Raw genomic sequence first — 23,729 nt, forward strand, 5'->3', positions numbered from 1 at the left:
ATAAGTGTTGTGGCGGTCTGTCTTGACATAGATTCCTCCGTTTCCGACAGCCAGCCCCACTATTCCGTATGTCTATTATACCATAGGTCGGGGCTGGCTGTACAGTCCTTTTGTTACTTTATGGCACATAATGTCGAATATTTTTTATCAAGGAATGTCGCTCTATATGGCATGGGCGGCAGTTCCCCCGGCTGCGCTTTCCGCTTCCAGCACTTTCATCATCTTGTCGGCGGCGGTGGCGGTGGCGTCCTGTTTGAAGTAGCCAGAAACCACAAGGACGGTGTTCCCCCGGCGTACCTCGGTCACGCAGTCCGGGCGGCGGGCAGTAGTGGCGGTGTTCCTGTTTGGGGTATCTGTCATAGGCTCTCCTTTCTGTTCATCAGCGTTTTCAGCCGTTCCATTTTCTCCTGCGCCGTGGCTTTTCTGAAATTTTCCCCGGTAAAGCAGACAGGGGAACACATTTCAAGCAGGCGGTCATAAATCCGGGCGCGGGGCGTGTCCTCCGGGTTCTGCAATTCTTCCAGCGTGAGGTTGGTCGTCACGATCAGCGGCTTGTTGCTGCGGTATCGGCTGTCAACCACGTTGTAAACCTGTTCAAGCCCGTATTCCGTGCCGCGCTCCATGCCGAAATCGTCAAGGATAAGCAGGGGGAAGCGGCAAAGGCGGTCTATGTATTCGTTCCTGTCCTTATAGCTGGCGGCAAGGTCGTTGAGGATAAGTGCAAAGTTTGTCATGCACACGGAAATCTCTTTCTCCATGAGGGCGTTAGCGATACACCCGGCAAAATAGCTTTTTCCCGCGCCGACTTTCCCCCATAACAGGTAGCCGATATTCTCCGCTTTCATATCCTCCCAATGCTCCACATAAAAGTGCGCCTTATCCATTTGGGGGCATTTTCCGTTGTCGTTTTCAAACGTCCATTCCTGCATAGCCGGGTTGGTAAAGCCCATTCTTTTCAGCCGTTCCACTTCCTCCCGGTGCTTCTGCTCCCGGTCGGCGGCTTCCCGCTTTTCCCGGTCTGCCCGTTTACAGTCACATTCCTTGGGGTGTCGGTCGCGTCCGAAAAGTGTCTTTCCCTCCGCAAAATAGGCTTCTTTGGGCTGGCGGCATTTCCCGCAGTATAAAAGCCCGTCCTCCCCGGTATAGTCCTCCGGCTCGGCTTCCTGTGCCGTGGCAAGCTGGAAAATGGCATTGTCATAGTCATAATCGCTCATAAAATAAAATCCTCCTGTTAGTGGTCTTTTCCACGCCCTGTTTACGGGGCGTTCTATCTCTGTTGTCAAAGGCTTTCGCCCTCCCGGTAGGAATAATCGGGTATCTTTTGCTTTGGTGCTTTCTTTGCTTCATCATCAGCCGCCCAACGCCGGATAGTGGCGGCATGGTTCTTGTATTTCTTCCCGCTGGAAGCGATATAGCCGGATAAACGGTCAATGTAATATTCCCATTTGCCGGGAAGCTCCGTTTGCAGTTCTGCAAGCTCCTTTTCTGACAGGAATACGTTTTTGTATCTGCCAAAAGGGGCGCGGGCGGTCTGTCCTGTTTTTATCTCTCCCTCTCTCTTTATCTGTAACTCTATATCTATCTCTTTCTCTATCTCTAACTCTCTCTCTGGTGGACAAATGTCCGCGGCATATGGTGGACATTTGTCCGCCACGGCTTCCGGCAATGTCTTTTGCTCCTGCAAAGCCCGCCTTGCGCGGCGTTTGCGCTCCCCCTCGGTAGAGGACTGACCGATTAAGAGTTCAATGTTGCTCATGTACAAAGCCCCGTTCTGCAACGGCTCTACAAGCCCCAGTTTCATAAAAATCTGCAAGGCTCTTTCCACTGTGCCTACCTGCTGGCGGGTGATTGTGGCTATCATCTGTGCGGTGTAGGGGATATTCTCGTCAAGCTGGAGCTTTCCCCCGTTCTTCAGCGATTTTAGGTACAGCTTCAAGAGAATGTTTGAGTAGAGTACGCCGTCCTGCATACTTTCCAGCAGCACGATAGCGTCCTCATCAAAATAGCTCTCTTTCAGCTTTAGGTAGTAATATTTGCGGTTGTCTGCCATTTGTTCCTCCTTTGGTCTGTTCTGTGGCTTCTGTCACGCTTTAGAACGCTGTTTTCATGGGTAAAGGATATAAATATCGCCTACCCTTTGAGGGCGGTCTGAAAAGCCTTGATTTACGGGCTTCTTTCATAGCCTAAATGCGTAGAAAGGTGGTATCTTTTCCGCTGTCTGTCGGCTTCTTTCCGGCGGCGCACTTTTGCGGCGCAGTCCGGGCAGTATTTCCCACGGTTTGACTTGGGGAGAAAATACCCGCCGCACTCGGTACAACGTTTCCTGTCTGCCCGGTGCAAAAGGGCGGCTTCCAGTTTCCCGTCCAATGGCAGCACGGCGGCAGTAAACCAGCGGCATAAAAGCGAATAGCTGATACTCTGCACACATACGCAAGGCTCGCCGTTATCAAGCAGAATACAGTTGCCGTTATCGTAGTTGCAGCACTCATGCACAAGCCGACACGCCGCCCGGTGCTGTAAATAGTCCATGTATGGGTGTTTACCGTTCATTATCCCGCCCCTTTCCGCGCTCCGGCTCACGCCTTAAAATCTGCCCAATGTTGCTTTTGACGGTCTGCAATTCTTTTGTGCGCTCCCTCTTTTCCCGGTACTCGTTGTAAAGCGTGTTTTTCTCCCTCATAAGCTGCTCAATCTCCGCTTGTAGGGCTTTGGACGCTGGAATCTTGGAGATTCCCTGTGCCTTAAAATACCGGGTGGCAGCTTCCGCTATCATAAAATCGCTTTCGTGCTGCTCCCGGTAGTTTTTGCGGGCTTTCTCTGTTTTCTGTGCTTTCAGCCCATCACGGGCGGGCTTGGTCTTGATGTATGCTAATAGCTGTTTCTGCAAATCTTTTTTCTCCCGTAAAGCGCTTTCCACGGCTTTCAGTTTGGCATGGACGCTTGACAGTTCCGCGCTGGCGGTGGCAAGGGCGGCTTCCAGTTCCTCCGGGGAAGAAAAGCCGGATTCCTCATAAATGCTCATGGTCGCCGCCATCTGCTTTAGGTTGTGAACAGCCGCCCAGCGGTCATATCCTGTGCCCTTGCCCTCGGCTCGTTTGGCTTCCCGGTCTACCATGCGCTGTACAGCTTCCCGTTGGGAAGTGTCCTGTTTGGGTGTGTTTATAGTGGCTTTATTGCGCTGTAAACGCTCCCTTATGCTGCGGGGGTGTTCCTCTTTGGGTGCGGGTGTTTCGGCGGCTCTGACGGCGTTCTGTGCGTTTATGGTGAGTGTTTCCAGTACGGCGGCGCGGTCAAAATAATCACCCAGTTTCCGGGCGGTGATTGGCTTCGTCCTGTCCGGCGTGAGATAGCTCAACCTCCCCCGGCTCTCCTTGACGGTCACGCCCTGTTGTAGCAGCTTCCCGGAGAAGTCCTCAAAAGAGAGGGCAGAGGACAGGGCGGTGCGGATCGTGCGCCGCAGCTTCTCCTTGTCGGTTTCAAATTTCGTAAGTTTGGGCAGCTCTCCTGTGACGGCAGGGGAAGCGTTCTCTTTATCCAGTGCGGCTTGTCCTTTCCGCTTCGCCCAATACTCACGCTCGGTAACTCGGTTCTTGCTGCCATTGAGTAAATCAATCTGATAAAGGTTTTCCCGGTGGCACATCTCCATGACTTCCGCTTTGAAATATTCCATAGCAGCGTCCGTACAGCGGTGCTTGCAGCCCTCCCTTGTGTCCGCTGGTCTTTCCATGTAGGGAAGCAGCGGCACTTCCGCAATCCGCAAGCTGTTTATGACGATATGCACATGAATGTTGCCGCTGTGGTTATGCCCGTCCGGGTGGGTGCATACAAGGGCTTGGTGTCCGGGGAAATGCTCTTTACAAAACTGCTCGCCTAACTGTTGCGCCCGGTCAACCGTTAAGCCGTTGTCGGCAGCGTCACGGGGGTCAAAGCTGATAATGTAATGGTGGCTCTTTACGTCCTCTTTTCTTTGGTTCTTGCCGTATTTCAGATTGGAGCGCATACACGCTATGGCAAAATCTTCATCACCGCAATTCAGAGAGGAAATGAGATAGCCTGTCCTCGGAACAATCTGCCCGTTTTTATCAAGGGTGGGCTTCATGGTAAATTCGTCATGTTCAAAGGTTAGGTACTGTTCAGCCGCCCCGTAGTCGGCATTTTTAGAGCTGATATGTTTGAACGTTGCCAACGGCTTCACCTACTTTCTGCAAGACTTCAAACTTCAAGGCGGCAAGCTCCGCTATGGCGGCTCGTACCTCTTGGGAGAGGGTGTTGTAAGGTGCGCCGTACTCGTTCAGACAGCGGGCAATTTGATTCAAGTTGCCGCCGATTTTCCCGTACTCGGCTGTGAGTTTCCCAACAGCAGATAACAATTCATCATTGACCGGGGAAACAGTGATAACCGGGCATATCCTTGACTTGGTTAGGGCTTGCCGGATATATTCAGACTGGCTCATTTTGCAGAGGGCGACACGCTCGGAAAACTCGGCGTATTCTTCCTCGGTCAAGCGTGTTTTGATTACCCTGTGGCGGTGTGGCGTGTTATATCTTTTCATGGTCGTAGACCTCCTTTCTTTTATGCTTTGCCCTTTCACTAATAGGAGAAAAACAGGGGCATAAGCGGAAGTGTTTTTTGAAAAATCCGAAAAAAATTTTTTGAGGGATTTTTCAAGCGGCGCAAGCCGCAAAAAGGCGGGCTTGGGGTGGCAACCCCAACAAGATTCCCGCAGGACAAAATGAGCGATTAGCGAAATTTGGTACTGTGGTAGAATCTTGCTCTAAGAAAGTGACGGATTCCGCTGTGCTGGCTTCTGCTGATACCCTCGACGGAGAGGGCGGGGCTTCTGCCAACTTTGCGGGAATATTTTTCCCGTCATTATCACTACGCACTGGAAGGAAAATATGGCAAAGTTCCCCGGAAAATCTTTTCGTGTTTTCGTAACAGCATTTGACAAAAACAGGTACAAAAAAACAGGAAACCTTTTCTTGATTTCCTGCTTTCTGACTGCCAAAAAGGGCGGCGGTTATTCGGTTTTCATTCCCCGGAAGCAAACTTGTAGCCTATGCCTAAAACGGTCTTTATGTAGGTGGGGTTTTTGCTGTCCGGCTCTATCTTTTTCCGCAAGTTGCATATCACACTTGTAACGCTTGACTGGCAGCTTTCGCTTTCCATACTCCACACGGATTCAAAGATTTGCGCCTTTGTGAATACCCTCCCCGGACTGGCTGCAAGATAGCAGAGTATGCCGTATTCTAAGCGAGTGAGATAGATGTCTGCCCCGTCTCTTAATACCCGGCGTTGGTGTAGTCTGATTTCCAGTCCCGGAAAAACCAATGCGGGGGAACGGGGCGGCTGTATGGCTTCCAGCGGTATTATATCGGCAAGGGCGGCTATAGCTTTTTCAACTGCTTTTTCTTCTGTATCGTTGAATGTAAGCATGATTATTTTCCCGATAAATCTCACCCCCTGTTATGTAGCCTGTTCATCAAAGCGGAACTGAAACAGGGCAGCGATAAGCCGCCGTTTGATGTTGTCCTCGGTGTCCTTGTTGACGTGTCCGTTTTCAAGAGAAGCAAGCCGGATTCTCTTGCTGTAATGCTGTAAAACTTCGTCCACCGCTTCCGGCTCTCCGTTGGTCGCTCTAACAATGGTTTCATACGGTATAAGTTTAAGATTCTTCACGAAAAAGTACCTCCATTTTTTCATGCAACATTTGTAAGGCACTGTGTATATGATGCCATGCCGTACTTCGGCAGCGTCCGTATAGTTCCCCAATTTCCTGCTGTGTGTAACGCCCGAAAAAATAAAGGTAGATGATTTCCCTCTTTTTCTCTGGCAGAGAGGACAGGGCGGCGGCAAGCTCCCCGTTAGTGAGGATAATCGTCTGTCCGCATATAGTGACAGGATATTGCTTGTAGGGGTCTATAAAATAGTTATCTGACGTATAAAACGGATAAAACTTTTCTTCTGTGAGGTATTCAAAGGATATTTCCCTTTGCCGCCGCTTATCCCTGTCACGCCATGCGTTGATAGCCGCATAGCGTATGACTACTCTGCAAAAGGCATTAAATGTATATTCAATATGCTCTTTGTATTTTTCTGTGCATTCCATAAAAACTTCCTCCCTTTCTACCGTATGAGGTGTTGCAATGTGTATGGCTGTATTTTCATTGAACAGAAAACTTCTCCTTAATTCTCTGGTGTAAATCTTCCAAACATTTAAAATCTCTATATTCTCCTAAATGGTGTTTTATAATATCCCCACCAAAATCATGTATCAATAGTCCGTCAAAGCACGTTTGGGCAATAGTATCAGAATTGCAGCCACCAAAATAACCAACAAGAAGTGATTTGTCGAAATTAAATAATTCTATTGCAATCAGTGCGTCCTCATATACCTTTGGTGCTTGAACCGATTCGGCAAAATCAATAATACTGATTTTCCCATTACTATTTATCAATATGTTATCACCATTTAAATCTCCATGAACTAACACAAGTTTTCCATAATTGTGTGCTTTTATATAATTTAATCTTTCTCGTTGGAAGCACTTACTGTATTTTTCCCACCTGCTTTGCCTATCCACATCAAGCAAAACATTTGTATTGCTAAAATGATTACTAGGAACATTTAATTTATTTGTAATATCACGAAGTTTCACCCCTATAAGTTCTTTTTCCATATCACTCATGGATTTTACGGCTATACGAAAAGGAAGCCCCTCTATATAGTTCATAATGATATATGCAAAATCATATTTATCCTTGATGATTCCATTTGCCACAATGCAAGGTGATTCTACACCTATGGCGTTGATACTTCGTGTAATGCGGGCTTCATTTTCCATATCTAAAATTCCATTAAGCCCACTGTCAACAGGTGGATATATCTTAATAACATAATTACCTGCTTTGAATACTGCGTTTGTTCCGGGCATTGACTTTTCTATCTCATAAGCCCGTAATTTTTCTATTTGCATAATTTTCTTTATTAACGGAGAAAAAACGGGAATAGAGAAAAATATTCTTTCCCAATCTTTCCAGTGTTGTATTTCTTCATGAAATAAATACATAGTTATCTCCTTTCTAAGCATTCTCTGGAACATCACGCAAGAGATTATGTTGCTTTTTGAAACATATGCCGAACCTTATCTAAGCGGCTGTTAGGACGGCGTGACTGCAATACTGGCTCACCAGAAGTTTCTTGATACCCTTTTAGCTCTGTAAGACAAACGCTTCTTCCGTTTGTATAAAAATTCAGATCACTCCTATATTCACCAATACAGCGGGCAGGGATTTCTCCTTTAAAGATAACTTCATCATTTTCAACTACAGTTGATTCAATCACTGCACAATACTTTGGTGCGTCATTGTAAGCCCGTGAAAGATATTCCTGTGGCGCAAAAAGGGTAAAGGAAAGATATGGCTCCAATAACTGTGTTCCTGCTTTTTTCAATGCCTGCTCCAACACAACAGGCGCAAGAAATCGAAAATCTGCGGGGGTACTGACAGGGCTGTAATAAACTCCATAGTTAAAACAAATTCTGCAATCTGTTACCTCCCAACCATATAAGCCCTGTTCCAGTCCATAACGTACCCCCTCCATGACGGCATTTTGAAAACTTTGGTTTAAATAACCGAGAGATACTTCACTTTCATACTGTATTCCGCTTCCGGCAGGAAGTGGTGTTATAGTTAAACCAACAGACGCCCAAAACGGATTCGGTGGTACCTCAATATGAATTGTATAGGTTGCCCTTTTTAACGGTCTTTCCAGATAAATAACAGTAGGCTCTTTCATAGCCACTCTTACATGATACTTTTCTTCCAGCAACGAACATACAACCTCTAACTGTACCTTTCCCAAAAAGGATAGAATAATCTCATGGGTGACAGTATCAATTTCAAACTGCAAAAGCGGGTCTGTATCAGCAATTTCTGTGAGAGCATTCAGTAGGTCGTCCCTTTGTTCCAACTTTTCTGGAAAGACGGTTGTCCGAAGTAAAGGCATAGGATTGTCAAGCCATGCTTTGTGAGGTAGGAGCTTTTCATTTCCCAAAATATCATTCAGTTTCAAAGTATCATCGGATAAGATAACGATTTCGCCCGGATAGGCATGGTCTGTCGGAACGATTTCGCCATTTGCCGGAATGAACATTTCTGTAATCTTTATCTTTTTCTTCTTTGACAGCAAGAGCGTATCTCGCAAACGGAGCGTTCCATGATACAGACGCAAATAGGAAAGTCGTTTTTTCCGTGCTGTATACTCAACCTTAAAAACATATCCGCATAATTCGGACTGACTATTCTCTGTTCCTGTGACGAAAGTTTCCGTAATTACCTCAATCAATTTCTCCGTTCCTAAATTGTTTTTTGCGCTTCCATGATAAACAGGAAACAAAGAGCAACGTCTGGTTCTTTGGCATTTTTCACGTTGTAAATCTTGTATATCCAATGAATCCTCCGCAATATATCTCTCTAACAGTTCATCGCTTCCAGCAATAACGGTATCCCATTTATTCAAATCAGAAATGTCGGTCATTGTTATCTTTGGTGATAAGACAACTTCCTGCATGACAATCATATCATGGGTAAGTTTTTCCCTAATGTTTTGGTAAACATGGCATAGATTGATTCCGTCTTGGTCTATCTTATTTATAAAGATAATGGTCGGAATGTTCATCTTCTGAAGCGCATGAAATAATATCCGGGTCTGCGCCTGTACACCGTCTTTTGCCGAAACAACTAAAACAGCCCCGTCAAGGACAGATAGAGAACGGTATACTTCGGTTAAAAAATCCATATGACCGGGAGTGTCCACGATATTGATTTTATAACCATTCCAACAAAAAGAGGTAACTGCTGTCTGAATGGTAATTCCCCGCTGTTGTTCTAAAATCATGGTGTCTGTTCTTGTAGTTCCTTTATCCACGCTGCCTTGTTCCGCAATCGCTCCACTGGTATATAACAGACTTTCTGTTAAAGTTGTTTTTCCTGCGTCTACATGGGCAAGAATGCCGATATTGATTATTTTCATGTGATTGTCCTCCCTTTACAGCCCAAAAGGGCATAAAAATCCCCAGCAGTAAATACTTTTACCACTGGGGATATAGGTTACGGACATACACATATACAGCATACGCTTGCTGGCGACTGCTGTTCTTACTGTCGATATGTCAATATTGATAAGGCAAAAGTATTCTTAAATTGGGTACAAAAAACTAAGCCCTTTCATTCAAGGACAAATACAATTCTTTGTTCCCGCTATTTGATTATAGTTTTATTTAAGAATACCTTGCCGCATATTTTTTACTCCTTTTCTGGAATGAGGCTATTATAGCACATTGGCTCGGAGAAAGGAAGTACCCAAAAGAGAAATTTCTTTTTCACAAAAAGATATAAGAAATGAATGGGCTTCCGTAGTAGTCGGCATTGTGGGAATGTGTATAACTGGCTGTCTTATGGAATTGTGGGTAACTCTGTTTGCAGGACGTGGGAAAGCTGCACTTTAGCTTTTCCATGTGCTGTGAATAGAGTTATCCATGATTCCATAGCCTGTTATGCACATTTCCATAATGCTTATCTTTTGGTCTTTAGCTTCTTTGGTTCGGAATAGTGTGGTGCTGGCGGTCTATGTCTTGTTTTCGGTTGTTTGCTTCTTTACCGTACATGAGCATTGGAGCCCGGATTGTCGGACCCGTAGCCCTCCAGGAGATTGACGACGCCCCACACGCCCAGGCCAGCGCCCAGGGCCACAACGAGGGTCTGCAAGGTGGTGATAGCGGAAGCGAAAAACTGCATAAATACCTCCATATTCTCCGGGAATGTTATCCCGGCCTCGTCGCCACAAACTTCATATCATTCGTTTCCACGCAAGCGTGAAAACTCATTCATTCCGTTGTGGCTCCTCCTCCCACAAAATCTACGATTTTGCGGGAACCCTAATAAATTAGCCGCCCTTGTCAGGCGGCAGGAACGCTCTGGACACGGTGTCCAGAGGTTATACAAAGGCGTCCGGGTCGTCCAGGTCGTCATAGTTGAAGATGTCCTCGTCCTCGCCTATGTCCGCCTCGTCCGGCACGTCCGCCTCGTACACGGTATATCGCTCGTCGGGGTCCAGCTTCTCCATACGGCGGGAGATCAGGCGGGACAGGTCAAAGGAATTTCTCTTGTCCGCCTCCGCCGTATAGCGGTAGTTGGGGTGCTGCTTCAAATCGTACTTGGGGGAGAAAAAGGGCCGCAGCCCCCGGAGCTGTAAAATGCACTTATCGCCGGGCATGGTGGTGAGCTCGTCCATGGTCATAAGCTCCCGGCCCAGGCGTTGCGTGTTCTGGCTGTAACTCTCGGACTGCCCGCGGGAGCGGCTGTCCGTCTGCATGGAGATGGTCTGCTTGCCCAGCCACGCCTCGGAAATCTCCTTGACGGTGGAGTGCTCCCGCCCGCCCAGGAAAATCACGCTGTCCATGTTGCCCATGATCGTCTCCGCGTTGTCCTTGTAAATGGCCTTGCATTGGGACTGTGCCTGATAGAACAGGGTCAGGCTCACCTCGCGGGAGCGGATCACCGCCACCAGCTTCTCCAGGTTCGGGACCTGCCCCGTGTTGGCGGCCTCGTCCCACAGTACCCGGACGTGGTGGGGCAGGCGGCCCCCGTGTACGTTGTCCGCCCTCTCGCACAGCAGGTTGAACATTTGGGAGAACGCCAGCGCCACAATGAAATTGTAGGTGGTGTCCGTGTCGCTGATGATGAAGAAAGCCGCCGTCCGCTTGTCTCCCAGGCGGTCCAGCTCCATTTCGTCGCAGCTCATGATCTCCCGGAGCTGGGGAATGTCAAAGGGGGCCAGCCGCGCCCCGCAGCTAATAAGTATGCTGCGCGCCGTCTTGCCGCTGGCTAATTTGTACTTCTTGTACTGCTTCACGGCGAAGCAGTCCGGCTTGCGCTTCTCCAGGCCCTTGAACATATAGTCGATGGCGTTCATAAAGTCCGGGTCCTCCTCTTTCACCTCCATGCCGGAGATCATATCCACCAGGGTATTCATGTTCCGGTCCTCCTCCGGCCCCTCGAAGATGATATAGGCGATCAGGGCGCAGTATAGAAGCGTCTCCGATTTGGTCCAGAACGGGTCCCCCTCCTTGCCCTCCCCCTTGGTGTTGGCGATCAGGGTGTTCACGAATTTCAGAATATCCGCCTCATTCTTGATATAGGCCAGGGGGTTGTAGTGCATAGAGCGGGAAAAATCAATGCTGTTGAAAACCTTGATCTTATAGCCCTTTTTCCTCTGGAGGAAGTAGCCCACCTGGGACAGCACCCCGCCCTTGGGGTCCACCACCACATAGGAGGAGTGGGCCTGGAGGAGCTGGGGCGTGAGCCAGAACCGGGTCTTGCCGGAGCCGGAGGAGCCGATCACGCAGGCGTTGAGGTTCCGGGCGTTGGCCGGGTTCTTGGGCCGGGTGTTGGTGGTGAGAAATTCCGTCCCGGAGAGAATGACGTTTTTCTCAAACTTGGGATCGACGAAAGGGGCTATATCTTTAGGGCCGCCCCAACGCGCCGATCCGTACTCCTCGTCACGGCGGTATTTTTTCGCGTTTTTGGTCTTGACGTAGACGAACAGCCGGATGGCCGCCGCCCCCGCGATCCCCACCAGCCAGTCCACCGGGTCCAGCCCAGGGGCGGGGGAGGCAAAGGCCGTGTTGATGGTGTCCATCATGCCCACCAGCTTTTCCCCGGCGTTGGCCCCAGCCGCCAGACGGTAGGCCGTCCCCAGCTTCAAGCAGCCCCAGGCCATGAACAGGTAGGGCAGATTGGGGAGGAGATATTTTTTCAAGCTATCTTTCTTCACGCTCCGCCTCCTTTGCCCGCTCCTGGGTCCGCTCCTGGCCCCGCAGCAGCTCCCCGGCCCGCTTCATCCGCTCCAGAATGGGGACCCGCCGCGCCCTGGGCCGGTCCATGACACGGCGGGAGTATTCCCCAAAACAGGCGGTGATGGCGTCGGCCTGCTTGGATTTGAAGAACAGCAGATATTTTCCCTCGCCGTTCTTGTAAAAAGCGTAGTCCACATTCCAGCGCCGGGCCACCCGGTCAAACTCCCTGGGGGCCTCCACGGGGAGGCTGTTGGTCGCTTCGCCCTGCTTCATAAGCTGCTTGACGCTCTGCCTGCCGTGGGGCGTCTTGCGGGCCTGCCGCTCCTTTTGGATCTTCCGGCCTGCCGCCCGCAGCGCCCAGGCCAGCGTCCGCGCCGTCAGCTTCCCCGTTCGGATGGAGAGGGCTATCGTGCGCCGGGAAATATCTTCATCTACCAAAAATCATCACCTCCTGCCTCTGGACACGGTGTCCAGAGGGCTACCGCTCCTCCCGGTCCACCTTGGGCGCGGACCGCTCCGTGGTCAGGGAAGCCCGGTTTGCCATTTCCTGATAGGCGGCCATTTGCTCCCGGATGGGCACTTTAGGCATGGAGAATACCCGGTGTTCGTCGGGAATGTCCTCGATCCCGTAGTAGTGCTCCTTAAACGAATGTCCCCCCTGGACGTACCCGCCAGGGGCGAAGTGCCCGCCCTCGTTGATCCGCGCGTCCCGCCCGTATGCCTCATAATCAATGTAGTCGATCAGGTGCTCCGGCACAGGGACGGCCTCAAGCTCCTGGAGATACATCCGCCCCAAGTCCTCCTCGGTGTGAACATCGGAATAAAAGCTGTAGCTGTCCAGGTTTTGGGCCAGATTGATCAGCTCCTTGACGCTGCCGGTGTACTCGCCGCCGTCCATGACGGCCTCAAACTTTGCCAGCTCGTCCTTATCCAGCTCCGACAGCACACAGGCCAGATGGTTCAGCTCGTTAATGCTCTCGTACTCACCCAGGTGCTTGTGGAGCTGGGGCATAGGGCCGTCATAATCGGAAATAAAAATCTCCTCATACCGAATACCGTCGATCCCGATCTTTTTCAAGGCGGCCTGGACAGTTTCGGTGTCGGTGGGGAACGCCACCCGCTCATATACAAGCTGGCCCTCGTTGTACTTGCCCAGGTTCGTCACACAGGCTTCAAATATCGCTATACGGTTTCCCTCCCTCCAATTCTTCTTTTACTCCCGCCATGATGTACTCCGCACAGGGCAGGGCAATGGAGTTTCCCAGGGCCTTTTGACGGGCGCGGGCGGAGACGGGCCGCCCGTCGTGGCCGAACGCCGTCCAGCCGTCGGGCAGGCCCATGGCCCGCTCCCCCTCCGTGGGGGTCAGCCAGGTAATGACGCCCTCCGCCTCCCGGCCCTCCAGCCACAGGGCAAACACCGTCAGCCCCCCGGCCATCAGGGTGGGAAAAGGGTCTGTTGGTTTTCCAAAGCTCCCCAGGAAATTCCCAACGTCCCCCGCCTTGGCCGCCCCCCGCATACGGTAACCTTGAAAGGGGTGGACGACTGGTAGCGGCCCCCCTGTTTCAGAAGCAGATATTCGATTGCCTCCGGCGGGGGGCAGCCCAAAGTCTCCGCAAGGCGCAGGAGCCGGGAACAGGCGGCGGGGCTTAAACAGGACCGCTCCGGCACGTCGGCCTCCAAAATCCGCCACGACGAACACCCGCTGACGCCGGGCCAGCCGGGGGTCTGCCCAATGCTGGGCGTCCAGCAGACGCCAGCACACGTCACGGCCTCCGCCTCGCACCATTCCGGCGTTGGCCCAGCGTCCAGAAGCAGGCATTGGAATTTCGGTGTTTGTGAGAGATTGCAGGACGGCTCTAAAATCCAGCCGGTTTCCTGATAGCAGAGCTCCCATGACGTTTTCCCAAATAACGATTGTTGGAAATTGACCTCCAGTGGCATCCCTCATTTCCTCGATCAAGCGGACCGCCTGGAAGAACAGGCTGGACTTTGCCCCGCCCAGCCCCTCACGGCGGCCCGCGCTGGATAGATTTTGACAGGGTGAACCAAACGTGATGATGTCCACGGGCGGGACCTCGCCGCCGTGGAGCCGGGTAATGTCCCCCAGGTGCTCCATGTCCGGGAAGTGGCGTTTCGTAATGGAGATAGGGGCCTTTTCGATCTCGCTGGCCCACAGGGGGACGATCCCCTGACGCCGGGCGGCCAGGGGGAACACGCCGATCCCGTCAAAGAGGCTTCCCAGGGTCAGCAGCGGCCCTGCCCCTTTACCGTCAGAATACCCTCCAGGGTGGTGGCCGTGATCTTGAGCCGCTGGGCCACGGCGATGTCATTTTTCACCGCCTCGGTGACAGCGTGGCCGCACACCACCAGCACACGGGAGCGGCGCAGCAGGTCCCGGCTCATATCAATGCTGCTCTTGTGCTCCTCCGGCACAGCGTCATTGAGAAACAGGGGGAGGTACAGCGTGGGGCAGATGGGGGAGAAGCCTGCCTCGTAGACAGCCCGGCAATACCGGGCAGCCTGCTCCGTGGCCTCCACGGGGTCCGCGCTCCAGGCGGCGGTGACATACGCCAGGGGCATTTTCATGTTCAAAACCTCCGTTCGGATTTTTATTGTATGGAATGGCTGGGAGGGAGACGGTCAGCCCCTTTTCCCCCCGCCCCTTTCCCCATTCTTGGGGAAAGGGGGGCGGCTCTGGAGGATATATCCCCCGTCGCGCCTTGGGAGTAGCACAGCCGGGACTGCCAGTCAAGGGTGCGGAGCACCGCCGCGCAGCGGCGGCTTTGCCCTTGACAGGCTGCCCCGGTTGTGCTATGAGTGGCGCGGCGACGGGGGATATTCCACAAGAGCCGTTTTCACGGGGGATGGGAAAAGCTCTGGACACGGTGTCCAGAGCCTCCGCTTACTTCTCCCTATCCGTCTTTTTCTCGCCCTTGCCCAGCTCCGGGGGCTGCTTCTCTTTCCACTCCCCCAACAGGGCCATGATCTGATCTTTCATCTCACGGGGCGTCTTGTCCTTGCCGAAATACTGGGCCAATTCCGCAGAGCTGATGATCACGTCAAAATCCTCCTTTTTCTTCTCCTGGCTCAACACCGCGTCGATCACGTCCGGGTTGAGCTGGTTTTTTTCGTCCATTTCCCGCAGCTTCTTCGCCTGGGCCTTGGAGGGGGACGACTGCTGCCCCTCAATGGACACGGCGATATACTTCTGATGGTCCGGCCTGATACGGGAAATCTCCACAGCGGGGGTGAACGACAGCTTGCCGCCGTCCATGAACTGTTTCAGCTCCGGCACAAGGTCATTCAGATAAATGTACCGCTGCACCGTCTTTCCGCTCATGCCGTTGCGCTCGCCCACTTTGTCCAGAGACAGCTTGCCCAGGTCCGCGCCGTCGCCCCGCGTCCCCTGGTGCTTGATGGCCTCATACTGCTGCTTCAAGGCCGCCGCCTTTTCGCTGGGCAAAATCGTTTCCCGGTGGCGCAGGTTGTCGTCCGTCATAGCGAGGACGGCTTCATCATCCGTCATGTTGCGGACGATACAGGGCATATTTTTGTACCCCGCCAGTTCGCTTGCCCGCTGCCGCCGGTGGCCCGCTATGATCTCATAGCCTCCGCCCTCACGGGGGCGCACCAGAGCGGGCTGGTGGACGCCGCCTGCCCGCACAGACGACACCAGCCCTTTCATTTCATTGTCGTCCCGGACGCCGAACGGGTGATCCTGGAACGGGTGGAGCTGGGAGAGGTCCAGATAGACGATCTCCTCTTTTTCCCCACGGGAGGCGTCTTTGGGCTGGGGCGGCTCCTCCGGCGCGGGTGCGGGAGGCGGCGGGGCCTCCTCCTTGGCCGGGGCGGATTTTCCAGCGGCCTTGCCCCGCGTGGCGGTCTTGGCCGTCTTGCCAGCTCCGCCCCCGCCGGGGGTCTGCTTCTCCGCCTTGGGCGGGCGGCCCTTGCGCTTGGGCCTCTCACCCTGGGCCGGGGCCTCCTTGTTCTTGGGGCGGCGGCCACGGCGGGGTGGCTCCGGCTGCTCCTGGGGCTTCTCCCACTCCTGCCCGCCCTCCTTGGCCGGGTCCGTCTGCTCCTGCCCCGCCCGGACGGACGACAGGTTGATCACCTTGTTCTCCGGGGCCGGGGGACCCTCCATGCCGGGGATCACACCCTGGGCCCCCGGCTCCGGGGCGGGCGGGGCCTCCGACACTTCCGGCGCGGGGGGCTCCAGCGTTTGTCCCTCCGGGGCTGGGGTCGTTTTAATTTCTTCTGCCATTCGCTTGACCTCCTTACTTTTTCAAATACAAACGGGGCCAAAACCTTATTTTGGCCCCGTCTCCTTATACGTTTTCCTCCTTTCCCTGTCACGCAAAAACGCCGCCCTTTTTACAGCCGGGCGGCGTTTTCGGTAAGGTTGACAGTCCATTTTTTTGTTGTTTATCATGTTTCCCTTTGTCAAGCGTTGCAAGCGATACCGGTGGAAACTGCTCTTATTGCGGGACTCATGGCCTCCGAATCAACCACAACGTGGATCACCCCGCCTCATCTGCCTTTATTTTAGAGCGCCAGCTGGAGCTCATCCGGCAGTACCCGGACTGCCATTTCATGTCCTACAACCCCAATTACACCCACGGGGCTCCCGATGTAGTGGTATCCCGCAGCATTTGCCTAAACCGAAAGTCTCTCCTTGAGACGCTGGACAACAAACGTTCCTTCCGCACTTTCGCCCGGGATGTGGTTCCAATGCTGGAAAGCCAGGTGTACCGCGGGCGGGAGTGTACCTACGCCGCGCTGCAAGGCTCTGGCCTCTGGACAGATTCCGAGGCCTATATCATCCAGGAGGCCGTCTCCTCCGGGGGTCAGGGAACCTTTTATCTGGGTCGGGATAACGAGGCGGAGGTTTTTAATGCCCTCAACCCGGATAGGGAATACTTGGTTTCTGGTTTCATTGCCTCTAATATTCCCTTGAATCTCCATGCGGTGATTTACGATGAGGACAGTCTCCTGTTTCCTGGATCCATTCAGGTCATTGTTCCTAGCGGTCAGCGCCTCCTCTACCGGGGAGCAGATTTTCCTGCCTACCAGGCTCTGCCCAGCGAGATTAGAAAGGCCTTCCTCTCCGCCGCCCGTCCTCTATGCGAGGCGGTCCGGGCCACAGGCTACCGGGGCGTACTGGGGGTGGACGGCATTTGGACCAAGCGAGGTATTTTCCTCTTGGAGGTCAACGACCGCTTCCAGGGCTCAACCCATCTTTTGAACCGGGCCCTGCTGGAAACGGGCCTGCCCTCAGTCCAGGAGTGTACTATGGCCTCTTTCCGGCACGAGGCAGTCTCCCCAGAACTCAGGGAGCGGGTGGAGGTGGTCAGCGTCCCCTACAGCTCCTTCTCCCAGATTTATGAGGACGGGGGGTTCCACGGGCATTATCTCCTGAACCGGGCCAGGGAGAAAAACGTACCTTTTGAGCTCCTTTTAGACGGGTACCGGGAGAATCAGGACACGGAGAACTGTGCCTGTCAGTATACGATGGTCTTCCGGGATAATATTCTCAGTCCCTGCGACAGAGACCAGGCCGTGCGGCTTCACCCCAGCCTCCCAGCTCCCAGTCCAGCTTGGCGGAAGAGCATACGGGTCCGCTCTCTCACGGAGCTGAAAATCGGCCTTGCCAACCAAGGGACCATTATTCTGCCCCAGGCGGCGGACTATATCCGCACCCATGGCGGAATGCGGGAGGGAACCTACTTCTCTTTGGATCTGCTAGTAGACGGCACATATATGAATACGCCTTTGTCTTGTAAGCTAGTGGGTTGCTCTCCCTATGCTCTCTCCCTCCGGCGAAGCGGGGATGGTCTATGCCTCTTGTACTTCGGGGAGGAGCTGGCAGACGTTGAATACGACGCCCGCTATTCCCAGTCTTGCTCCCGGACGGCGGCTGGCATCCCTTTGGAGCGCATCAGCTTCTTGGCGACGGACCGCCTCCGCCTGCAGAACAACCCCTACTGTACCTTTCCCCGCCACGGTATGGGCTGTCGGTTCTGCGAGGTGACAGACACAGACCAGGGCTTTTCTCAGGCGGATATTTTGGAGACCATTGACCACTGGTTTTCCATGCGACCTCGTCCCTTCCGCCACATCCTGATTGGCGGGGCCTCCAACGAGCCGGGAAGGGAGCGGGAAACAATTCTTGCCATGTGCCGCCGGATTCGCTCTTACTCCCGGATGCCCATTTACCTCATGTGCCTACCGCCTCGGAAGCAGGACGATATTCAGGCCTACGCCGAGGCCGGGGTTACGGAGTTTGCTTTTAACATGGAGCTCTATGATCGCACCCTAGCTCTTCGGTATATGCCCGGAAAGGGACGGATTTCCCGGGAGCGGTATTTGAATGCCTTGAGCTGGGCGGCGGAGTGCGTGGGGAAAATGGGGGCCGTCCGCTGCTCCTTCATCGCCGGACTGGAGCCTATGGAGTCCCTTTTGGAGGGCGTGGAGGCGGTGTGCCGCTTGGGTGCGGCGCCGATTCTATCCCCTTTCCGCCCGGTGCCTTTTACGGATATGCAGGATGTCGTCCCTCCCTCCAACGAGTGGTTTCTGGAGCTCACCCAGAGAGCAGAGGAAATCTGCCGCCATTATAGCTTGACCTTGGGCCCCTCCTGTCCCGCCTGTCGCAACAATACGCTGACCATCGTGGAGCCCAGGGAGGCCTTGGATTTCCGCAGGACGGCGTATTCGGAATTCTGACACAGAAAGCGGATGAGATGATGGATACTGCGTTGATTCGGAAAAACCAAGCCGCCCGGGACATCGGAGCACGGGACCTGAACCTCTGCGAGGTCTGGAACCGAGGGGACTTCCTCCACATCTGCTTTTCCAGCGTGGGGTGCCGGTTCCGGGAGACAGGATACTGCACCATGTGCGATTACGGCGGGGGGCGGGCCATCACCGCCGAAGAAGCGGTATCCCAGCTGAAAAAGGCTCTGGAGGAAACTGCGGGCCCGGTGCGGGAGATTCTGCTTGGCACCTGCGGTAGCATTCTGGATGAGCGGGAGATGGCCCCGCCGGTGCTGGACGCTGTTTTGGAGATGGTACGAAGCAGCGGTGTGCCGACGGTTATTCTGGAAACCCATTACACTACGGTGACGCCCCAAGTTCTAAAACATCTCCAAGTGGCTCTGCCGGACCAAGAGGTGGTGCTGGAGCTGGGCTTCGAGTCTGCGGATTCCTGGGTCTTGGAGCATTCTCTTTGCAAATACATGGATTTGGACGCTTTGGCCGAAACTGTTTCCCTGATTCGCAGTTTTGGCATGGCGGCGGTGCTGAACGTCTTTCTCGGCGCGCCCTTTTTGACTCCGGAGAGGCAGATTCAGGACGCTTTAGACTCCATTGCTTGGGCGATTGCCCATGGGGCCAGCCGGGCTGTGATCTTTCCGGCGAACATCAAGCCCAATACGCTGCTGGGACAGCTGTATCAGGAGAACTCCTACCGCCGGATTTCCCATTGGATGCTAATTGAGCTGCTGAGCCACCTGGACGACGGGCTGCTTGGGAGGGTGGAACTGGCCTGGTACGGAGACCGGCAGGAGGCGGGACGGGCCCGAGAGGCCATTCCCCCGGAGAGCTGTCCGGCCTGCCATCGGAAGCTGATGGATTTTTATGAGGCGTTTATTGCGGATTTCGACCCCCGGCGGCGGCAGGAACTGCTGACTGATCTTTGCGGAGGGCCAGTCTGCTCCTGCCGGGGTGCGTTTTTGAGGGAGCTGGATGAAGAGAGGAGAGACGGCGGAAGATGAAGGATCGTAATTGGAAAATTCCCATTTTTGTCACACTGAGCCTGTTCGGCGGCGTTTTCTTGATACATAGAGTATCCCTCTTCCGTGACGTGATATCTGGGGCAGGGGATGCCAAAACCATTACCACTACCATTTACGCAACCTTGATTGCCATTTTGCTGGCACTTCTGGCGCTGGCCATCACGGCTTACATATTTGTTGCGGGCTTCTTGAAAGACCAGCAAAAGCCCTATGAAAAGAAGAGCATTGACAGCTTACTTCGTATATATACAGCTTGTCTAGTAATCCTGACAATCTCCAGCCTACTTTCTCTGTTGTGCTGCTTTTGGATCGACAATGCGGATAAACCTGTTCCCGTCGCAGATTGGATGCCACCTGTGGTCATAGCTTTTTCCTCTGTGGTGAGTCTTTTTCTGCTTGTTTACACCTGCTGTGTCATATGCCATGATGGGTGCCTACGCATTTTTGCCCGCTACGCCCGCAAAAAGCTATTCTCCGAAAAGGGCAAGTCGGCCCCCCCTAATCAGATAGACGGCGTCTTTAAGTGGATTGGCGACATAGAGATGCTGGCGGAGCGACTCATTCAAAACCACAAGGACAGCTTTCATGCACCCGATGATCAAAGCGTCCTCAGCAGTATCACAAGCAAGAAATTTGTGGAAGATTATGAGAAGCTCATATCCTACCGAGACTATCTGTGGGTAGAAAAATACGATTCCCGGCGTGGTTCCCTTACATGTTCGGAGTATGACCTATTGCGGGGCACCGTGCGGGAATTAGAGGAATTGCTGAGAGAGCAGTTTCTGGAGGGAGAGCGGTTGCAGAAGCAGAGCTTCACTGCACCGTTCCTCTCTCTGAGCACGGTGCCCCTGTGCCTGAACGGTACCGTATTCACAAACAGCGTCTTCGAGAAGAATCCCAATCCCAAAGATTCCGAAAAGTTGGAGGGAATTGACCTCCACAAGGCGAAGCTTCAAGGCGCGGATTTTACCCGCGCCCGGCTGAATTTTGTGAATCTGAGGGGCGCAAATTGTCGAGAGGCTGTGTTTTCCGACGCAGTGCTGAACCAGATTCGGGCCGACGGGGAGAGCTGCTTTGAAAGGGCCGTATTTCAAAACACGGATTTTTGCGGCCAGAAATTTAGCGACCAGAACGGAGTCATGCGGTTTAAAAGCGCCTCCTTTGTCAACGCCCTTTTGATCAACTGCTTGTTTGCCTGGTGTGACTTCCGACAGGCTACCTTTCGTCAGGCAGTGATGTCCAGCGTCACCTTGGATTCCGTCTGCCTATCTTATGCGGATTTAAGTGGGGCGGTCCTGACCAATGCCAAGCTGGGATTCCAGCAGGAAAAGGGCAGCCGTTTCGGCTGGAAGGAGTACTGGCTGTCGGCTCAGCTGGATGAGGAGGAGTGGCCGCTTCCGCCCTTTATTGATTCTTGGGAGGGACGGAGGCTGGGGCCGGCTTTCTTTGTGAATCTTGAAGCATGTGTTCTGTCCCAGGCCTGCATCGAGGATTACAATTTCGTTGGCAGCCGGATGTCCGATGCCAATTTTTCCGACGCGCTTCTCAAGCATTGTATTTTGGACCGCTGCTACGGTCAGAAGGCCACCTTCCAGGAAACAGTCTTGGAAAACTGCCGCTTCGCTTTCGCTATGTTCAGCCTGTCGGATTTCTCCCACGCCCATATTGTTGACTGTGATTTCTCCAACTGCGACTTACGAGACAGCTTGCTGGTTCAGACAGATGCCTGCAAAAAAGGATCCGCAGGACCTTGTTTCCGCAAGGCCAATTTCACCCACGCTCAAGTGCGGGGAGGCTGTTTCATTAACTGTGATTTTACTCTGGCCCTGTTTGAAGACGCGGATTTACGGGATACGGTATTCGAGGACTGCGGTTTTGAACATGTCTCCTTTGCCGATTGCCGCCTCCAGGGGGCAAAGTTCCTCCGCTGTAACCTGGAGAGTGCTGATTTCCGGGGCCTGGACCCGGCGCTCTTTGAAATAACAGACTGCACGGGAAAATACAATTTGGACAAGCCCCCAGAGAATCAATAAGAAACGGAGTGGCCGCTATGGAAACGAAGAACATTACACTATTGAGTGAGCGGGCGATTTGGGAGCGGAAGAGCACCCGCTCCTTCGACTGTACCCGTGGCATCTCCCGGGAGTGCCTAGAGGGCCTTCTTCGCACGGCCATGCGAGCCCCCTCGCCCAAAAACCGTCAGCCTTGGCATTTCACCGTGGTGACGGAGGTGGCCGCAAAGGAGTGCCTCTCTGATATTTTGTTGCGGAAGCTGGAAATCCTCTGCGGTGAGCGCCAAGAGCGGGGCAAGGGCACCGACGATTTGGAGCTGGCCCAAGGTAGCGTCCGGGTTTTGCGGGACGCCTCGGTCTTGGTGTTTGTGAGCTATGTCCGGGATCCTGGAAACGAGCACGGTGATTCCCACCGGTGGGCCCTGAGCGCCCAGCCTTTTGAGGTGGCGGACCTTCAGGCCATCGGGGCGGCAATCGAAAACCTGCTTTTGGCTGCGGCCTCCCATGGGATTGATAGTCTCTGGATGTGTGATGTCCTCTATGCCTGCCAAGAGTACCAGGATTGTATGGGGCTCCGGCAGCCTCTAGTTGCCTGTGTGGCCTTGGGTTATCAGACTCACCACCAGACCCCTAGGGAGCCTCTGGAGGCTAAGGTGGACGAGTGGAACGGATGACAGATTATATCGTGGTGGACGGGTGGAGGACCCCTGTCCTCAGCGGTGGACGCAGTGAAAGGATTGCGTGGATGCACTCCGCCGCTAAGCCCCTTCAATTGCTTCCCCTTTTGGACCGGGGGCTGGATCAGGCCTATGCCCTGTCCCCCGAGGAATTGGCGTTGCTGTCCTCATCTCACCTGGGCCAGCCTCAGCACATGGAGGCCTTGCGATCACTCTCGGCAAAGACCAGGCTTCGGGAAAGTGAGTTGGTTCTCCCACCCACGGCTCCCGAGGGCAGGATTTCCTACCAGGATTGGCTCCTGCATGGTGGGAGGAAGCGGAGACTTTACCATCCCTGTTCTGGGAACCATATGGCCATTATGCTGTTGCAAAGAGAGCTAACCGGCGGCACGGCTGGATATGAAAGGATGAGCAGTCCTGCCCAGCAGGAAATTCTTGGGTATATCCAGGACTACACCGGCGAGACTCCCATGTTGAAGCTGGACCACTGCGGAATTCCCACCTATGGGATTTCTTTAGGCGGCATTGCGTCTGCCTATCAGAGGTTAGGCAAGGAAGCCATTTCTGGCGGTACCGCCACCCGGCTGGTATCTGCGCTGCACGCGAACCCGGTTATGGTGGAAGGAGACGGCTGTATTTCAACGGTCTTGTGTGCTGACAGCGGTTTGGTAGCGAAAACCGGGGTAAACCATCTGCTTGCCCTTAGTGACCAAAGGCGGGAACTGGGGGTCGCTATCATATCGGATAGAGGATGGGGGGATGTTGTTGAAGCTTTATGTAGGATTTCGGTGCAAATCAGCATAATCAACGAAGAATCGGAGTATCAATTGAAACAAATAGTGCGCTTCTATCTGTGAATTTGAATTGGCGAGAGTATTTTGGACAATCTTCTTTGGAAAGTCCAAAATGCTCTCGCTGATTTCATGTCTGGTAATAATCATTTTCTACCGATCATTGAAAAATGGTGTATCTTTTTTGGCACCACAGTCCATTGTAGACAAAACCTGCGTTTAACGATAGTTATACGCAGGTTTGGTCTTTTTTTGTAAGAATTGCACTAAAATCAAATCTTAAAATTGGCTACAATTACATATTATAGGTATCAGCGAGCAGGTTTGAGGAGATTGGTTATCTCTCAAACCTGCTTTTATTTATGTTTTAGAAAGCGAGGTAACTATGAAACTTCCATATGGCTATGTTTTGATTGGCGAGAAAATCGTCATACATGAAGAAAATGCAGATGTTGTCCGCAGCATATTTGAGTATTATCTTGCCGGAGCCAGCTTGGGGAAAATCGTTGATATGCTCTTTACAAGTGCGAATCAATAGTAGAACTCGAAGAAAAATAAAGACAAATGGTGCAAAAAGGATGAGAATAGATTTGTGAAAA

23 protein-coding genes and 1 pseudogene are annotated in these 23,729 nt (G+C 53.0%); 6 read left to right on the forward strand and 18 right to left on the reverse strand.

Features of this window, described 5'->3' with window-relative positions:
• Window positions 1-162: 162 nt before the first annotated feature.
• The 18 genes and pseudogenes from D1641_RS15390 to D1641_RS15475 all read right to left on the reverse strand — a co-directional run bounded on the left by D1641_RS15390 (window position 163) and on the right by D1641_RS15475 (window position 16,121).
• Entirely contained in the window at window positions 163-360 is a 198-nt protein-coding gene (locus D1641_RS15390; protein ID WP_160584447.1) for a transposon-encoded TnpW family protein, read from the reverse strand.
• On the reverse strand, window positions 357-1,214 hold the full coding sequence (locus D1641_RS15395; protein WP_160584446.1) for an ATP-binding protein: 858 nt from the start codon (window positions 1,212-1,214) through the stop codon (window positions 357-359). Before D1641_RS15395 ends, D1641_RS15390 begins: the two co-directional genes overlap by 4 nt.
• A gap of 65 nt (window positions 1,215-1,279) precedes the next feature.
• Window positions 1,280-2,050 carry a phage replisome organizer N-terminal domain-containing protein gene (locus D1641_RS15400; RefSeq protein WP_160584445.1) on the reverse strand — a complete coding sequence of 257 codons (771 nt, stop codon included), beginning with the start codon at window positions 2,048-2,050 and terminating at the stop codon, window positions 1,280-1,282.
• A gap of 113 nt (window positions 2,051-2,163) precedes the next feature.
• Window positions 2,164-2,550: a cysteine-rich VLP domain-containing protein gene (locus D1641_RS15405; protein ID WP_160573170.1), complete on the reverse strand. Its 387-nt coding sequence runs from the start codon at window positions 2,548-2,550 to the stop codon at window positions 2,164-2,166.
• Window positions 2,540-4,186 carry a relaxase/mobilization nuclease domain-containing protein gene (locus D1641_RS15410; protein ID WP_160573171.1) on the reverse strand — a complete coding sequence of 549 codons (1,647 nt, stop codon included), beginning with the start codon at window positions 4,184-4,186 and terminating at the stop codon, window positions 2,540-2,542. Before D1641_RS15410 ends, D1641_RS15405 begins: the two co-directional genes overlap by 11 nt.
• Window positions 4,158-4,553 (reverse strand): plasmid mobilization relaxosome protein MobC, encoded by a 396-nt coding sequence (locus tag D1641_RS15415; protein ID WP_160573172.1) that lies wholly within the window; start codon window positions 4,551-4,553, stop codon window positions 4,158-4,160. Before D1641_RS15415 ends, D1641_RS15410 begins: the two co-directional genes overlap by 29 nt.
• A gap of 479 nt (window positions 4,554-5,032) precedes the next feature.
• Window positions 5,033-5,437, reverse strand: coding sequence for a winged helix-turn-helix domain-containing protein (locus D1641_RS15420; RefSeq protein ID WP_160573173.1), 405 nt, complete (start codon window positions 5,435-5,437; stop codon window positions 5,033-5,035).
• 30 nt (window positions 5,438-5,467) lie between these two features.
• The gene (locus D1641_RS15425; protein ID WP_160667249.1) at window positions 5,468-5,680 is read right to left on the reverse strand and encodes a helix-turn-helix domain-containing protein; all 213 of its coding nucleotides are present in this window, start codon (window positions 5,678-5,680) and stop codon (window positions 5,468-5,470) included.
• Window positions 5,667-6,110: a sigma-70 family RNA polymerase sigma factor gene (locus tag D1641_RS15430; RefSeq protein ID WP_160573175.1), complete on the reverse strand. Its 444-nt coding sequence runs from the start codon at window positions 6,108-6,110 to the stop codon at window positions 5,667-5,669. Before D1641_RS15430 ends, D1641_RS15425 begins: the two co-directional genes overlap by 14 nt.
• Before the next feature lie 55 nt (window positions 6,111-6,165).
• Entirely contained in the window at window positions 6,166-7,071 is a 906-nt protein-coding gene (locus D1641_RS15435) for an aminoglycoside phosphotransferase family protein (RefSeq protein WP_160573176.1), read from the reverse strand.
• A gap of 44 nt (window positions 7,072-7,115) precedes the next feature.
• Window positions 7,116-9,035, reverse strand: a complete 1,920-nt coding sequence (gene tet / locus D1641_RS15440) for a TetM/TetW/TetO/TetS family tetracycline resistance ribosomal protection protein (RefSeq protein WP_160573177.1) — start codon at window positions 9,033-9,035, stop codon at window positions 7,116-7,118.
• A gap of 635 nt (window positions 9,036-9,670) precedes the next feature.
• Window positions 9,671-9,799: pseudogene (locus D1641_RS15445) on the reverse strand (Maff2 family mobile element protein); the annotation flags it as partial.
• A 199-nt stretch (window positions 9,800-9,998) separates the two neighbouring features.
• Complete coding sequence (locus tag D1641_RS15450) at window positions 9,999-11,837, reverse strand: VirD4-like conjugal transfer protein, CD1115 family (RefSeq protein ID WP_160667253.1); 1,839 nt, start codon at window positions 11,835-11,837, stop codon at window positions 9,999-10,001.
• A complete protein-coding gene (locus D1641_RS15455) occupies window positions 11,824-12,297 on the reverse strand; it encodes a PcfB family protein (protein ID WP_201757396.1) in 474 nt (157 codons plus the stop codon). Before D1641_RS15455 ends, D1641_RS15450 begins: the two co-directional genes overlap by 14 nt.
• Window positions 12,298-12,337: 40 nt before the next feature.
• The gene (locus tag D1641_RS15460) at window positions 12,338-13,024 is read right to left on the reverse strand and encodes an antirestriction protein ArdA (protein ID WP_347707449.1); all 687 of its coding nucleotides are present in this window, start codon (window positions 13,022-13,024) and stop codon (window positions 12,338-12,340) included.
• Between the two features lie 7 nt (window positions 13,025-13,031).
• On the reverse strand, window positions 13,032-14,111 hold the full coding sequence (locus tag D1641_RS15465; RefSeq protein WP_160667275.1) for a DNA cytosine methyltransferase: 1,080 nt from the start codon (window positions 14,109-14,111) through the stop codon (window positions 13,032-13,034).
• Window positions 14,105-14,446 (reverse strand): hypothetical protein, encoded by a 342-nt coding sequence (locus D1641_RS15470; RefSeq protein WP_160667255.1) that lies wholly within the window; start codon window positions 14,444-14,446, stop codon window positions 14,105-14,107. Before D1641_RS15470 ends, D1641_RS15465 begins: the two co-directional genes overlap by 7 nt.
• Window positions 14,447-14,762: 316 nt before the next feature.
• Window positions 14,763-16,121: a ParB/RepB/Spo0J family partition protein gene (locus D1641_RS15475; protein WP_160667257.1), complete on the reverse strand. Its 1,359-nt coding sequence runs from the start codon at window positions 16,119-16,121 to the stop codon at window positions 14,763-14,765.
• 251 nt (window positions 16,122-16,372) lie between these two features.
• Here D1641_RS15475 and D1641_RS15480 point away from each other — a divergent pair, with 251 nt between their 5' ends.
• From D1641_RS15480 to D1641_RS15505, 6 genes are all read left to right on the forward strand, one after another.
• Window positions 16,373-18,580: a radical SAM protein gene (locus tag D1641_RS15480; RefSeq protein ID WP_160667259.1), complete on the forward strand. Its 2,208-nt coding sequence runs from the start codon at window positions 16,373-16,375 to the stop codon at window positions 18,578-18,580.
• Between the two features lie 17 nt (window positions 18,581-18,597).
• The gene (locus tag D1641_RS15485) at window positions 18,598-19,629 is read left to right on the forward strand and encodes a hypothetical protein (protein WP_160667261.1); all 1,032 of its coding nucleotides are present in this window, start codon (window positions 18,598-18,600) and stop codon (window positions 19,627-19,629) included.
• Window positions 19,626-21,683 carry a pentapeptide repeat-containing protein gene (locus D1641_RS15490; RefSeq protein ID WP_160667263.1) on the forward strand — a complete coding sequence of 686 codons (2,058 nt, stop codon included), beginning with the start codon at window positions 19,626-19,628 and terminating at the stop codon, window positions 21,681-21,683. The genes D1641_RS15485 and D1641_RS15490 overlap by 4 nt, the downstream gene beginning before the upstream one ends.
• Window positions 21,684-21,700: 17 nt before the next feature.
• Entirely contained in the window at window positions 21,701-22,336 is a 636-nt protein-coding gene (locus tag D1641_RS15495) for a nitroreductase family protein (RefSeq protein ID WP_160667265.1), read from the forward strand.
• Window positions 22,333-23,196 (forward strand): asparaginase, encoded by an 864-nt coding sequence (locus D1641_RS15500; protein ID WP_160667267.1) that lies wholly within the window; start codon window positions 22,333-22,335, stop codon window positions 23,194-23,196. The genes D1641_RS15495 and D1641_RS15500 overlap by 4 nt, the downstream gene beginning before the upstream one ends.
• 319 nt (window positions 23,197-23,515) lie before the next feature.
• Entirely contained in the window at window positions 23,516-23,668 is a 153-nt protein-coding gene (locus D1641_RS15505) for a hypothetical protein (protein ID WP_160667269.1), read from the forward strand.
• Window positions 23,669-23,729 lie beyond the last annotated feature (61 nt).

Origin of the sequence: Colidextribacter sp. OB.20, from assembly GCF_009911595.1 — a bacterium.
Classification (GTDB): domain Bacteria; phylum Bacillota; class Clostridia; order Oscillospirales; family Oscillospiraceae; genus Lawsonibacter.

Excerpts from the sequence above, each read along its gene's own strand:
- D1641_RS15415 (WP_160573172.1), bottom strand. The coding sequence starts at position 4,553 with ATGAAAAGATATAACACGCCACACCGCCACAGGGTAATCAAAACACGC.
- D1641_RS15435 (WP_160573176.1), bottom strand. The coding sequence starts at position 7,071 with ATGTATTTATTTCATGAAGAAATACAACACTGGAAAGATTGGGAAAGA.
- D1641_RS15390 (WP_160584447.1), bottom strand. The coding sequence starts at position 360 with ATGACAGATACCCCAAACAGGAACACCGCCACTACTGCCCGCCGCCCG.
- D1641_RS15420 (WP_160573173.1), bottom strand. The coding sequence starts at position 5,437 with ATGCTTACATTCAACGATACAGAAGAAAAAGCAGTTGAAAAAGCTATA.
- D1641_RS15505 (WP_160667269.1), top strand. The coding sequence starts at position 23,516 with ATGAAACTTCCATATGGCTATGTTTTGATTGGCGAGAAAATCGTCATA.
- D1641_RS15405 (WP_160573170.1), bottom strand. The coding sequence starts at position 2,550 with ATGAACGGTAAACACCCATACATGGACTATTTACAGCACCGGGCGGCG.
- D1641_RS15490 (WP_160667263.1), top strand. The coding sequence starts at position 19,626 with ATGAAGGATCGTAATTGGAAAATTCCCATTTTTGTCACACTGAGCCTG.
- D1641_RS15430 (WP_160573175.1), bottom strand. The coding sequence starts at position 6,110 with ATGGAATGCACAGAAAAATACAAAGAGCATATTGAATATACATTTAAT.
- D1641_RS15485 (WP_160667261.1), top strand. The coding sequence starts at position 18,598 with ATGATGGATACTGCGTTGATTCGGAAAAACCAAGCCGCCCGGGACATC.
- D1641_RS15400 (WP_160584445.1), bottom strand. The coding sequence starts at position 2,050 with ATGGCAGACAACCGCAAATATTACTACCTAAAGCTGAAAGAGAGCTAT.
- D1641_RS15495 (WP_160667265.1), top strand. The coding sequence starts at position 21,701 with ATGGAAACGAAGAACATTACACTATTGAGTGAGCGGGCGATTTGGGAG.
- D1641_RS15500 (WP_160667267.1), top strand. The coding sequence starts at position 22,333 with ATGACAGATTATATCGTGGTGGACGGGTGGAGGACCCCTGTCCTCAGC.
- D1641_RS15470 (WP_160667255.1), bottom strand. The coding sequence starts at position 14,446 with ATGAAAATGCCCCTGGCGTATGTCACCGCCGCCTGGAGCGCGGACCCC.
- D1641_RS15475 (WP_160667257.1), bottom strand. The coding sequence starts at position 16,121 with ATGGCAGAAGAAATTAAAACGACCCCAGCCCCGGAGGGACAAACGCTG.
- D1641_RS15395 (WP_160584446.1), bottom strand. The coding sequence starts at position 1,214 with ATGAGCGATTATGACTATGACAATGCCATTTTCCAGCTTGCCACGGCA.
- tet (WP_160573177.1), bottom strand. The coding sequence starts at position 9,035 with ATGAAAATAATCAATATCGGCATTCTTGCCCATGTAGACGCAGGAAAA.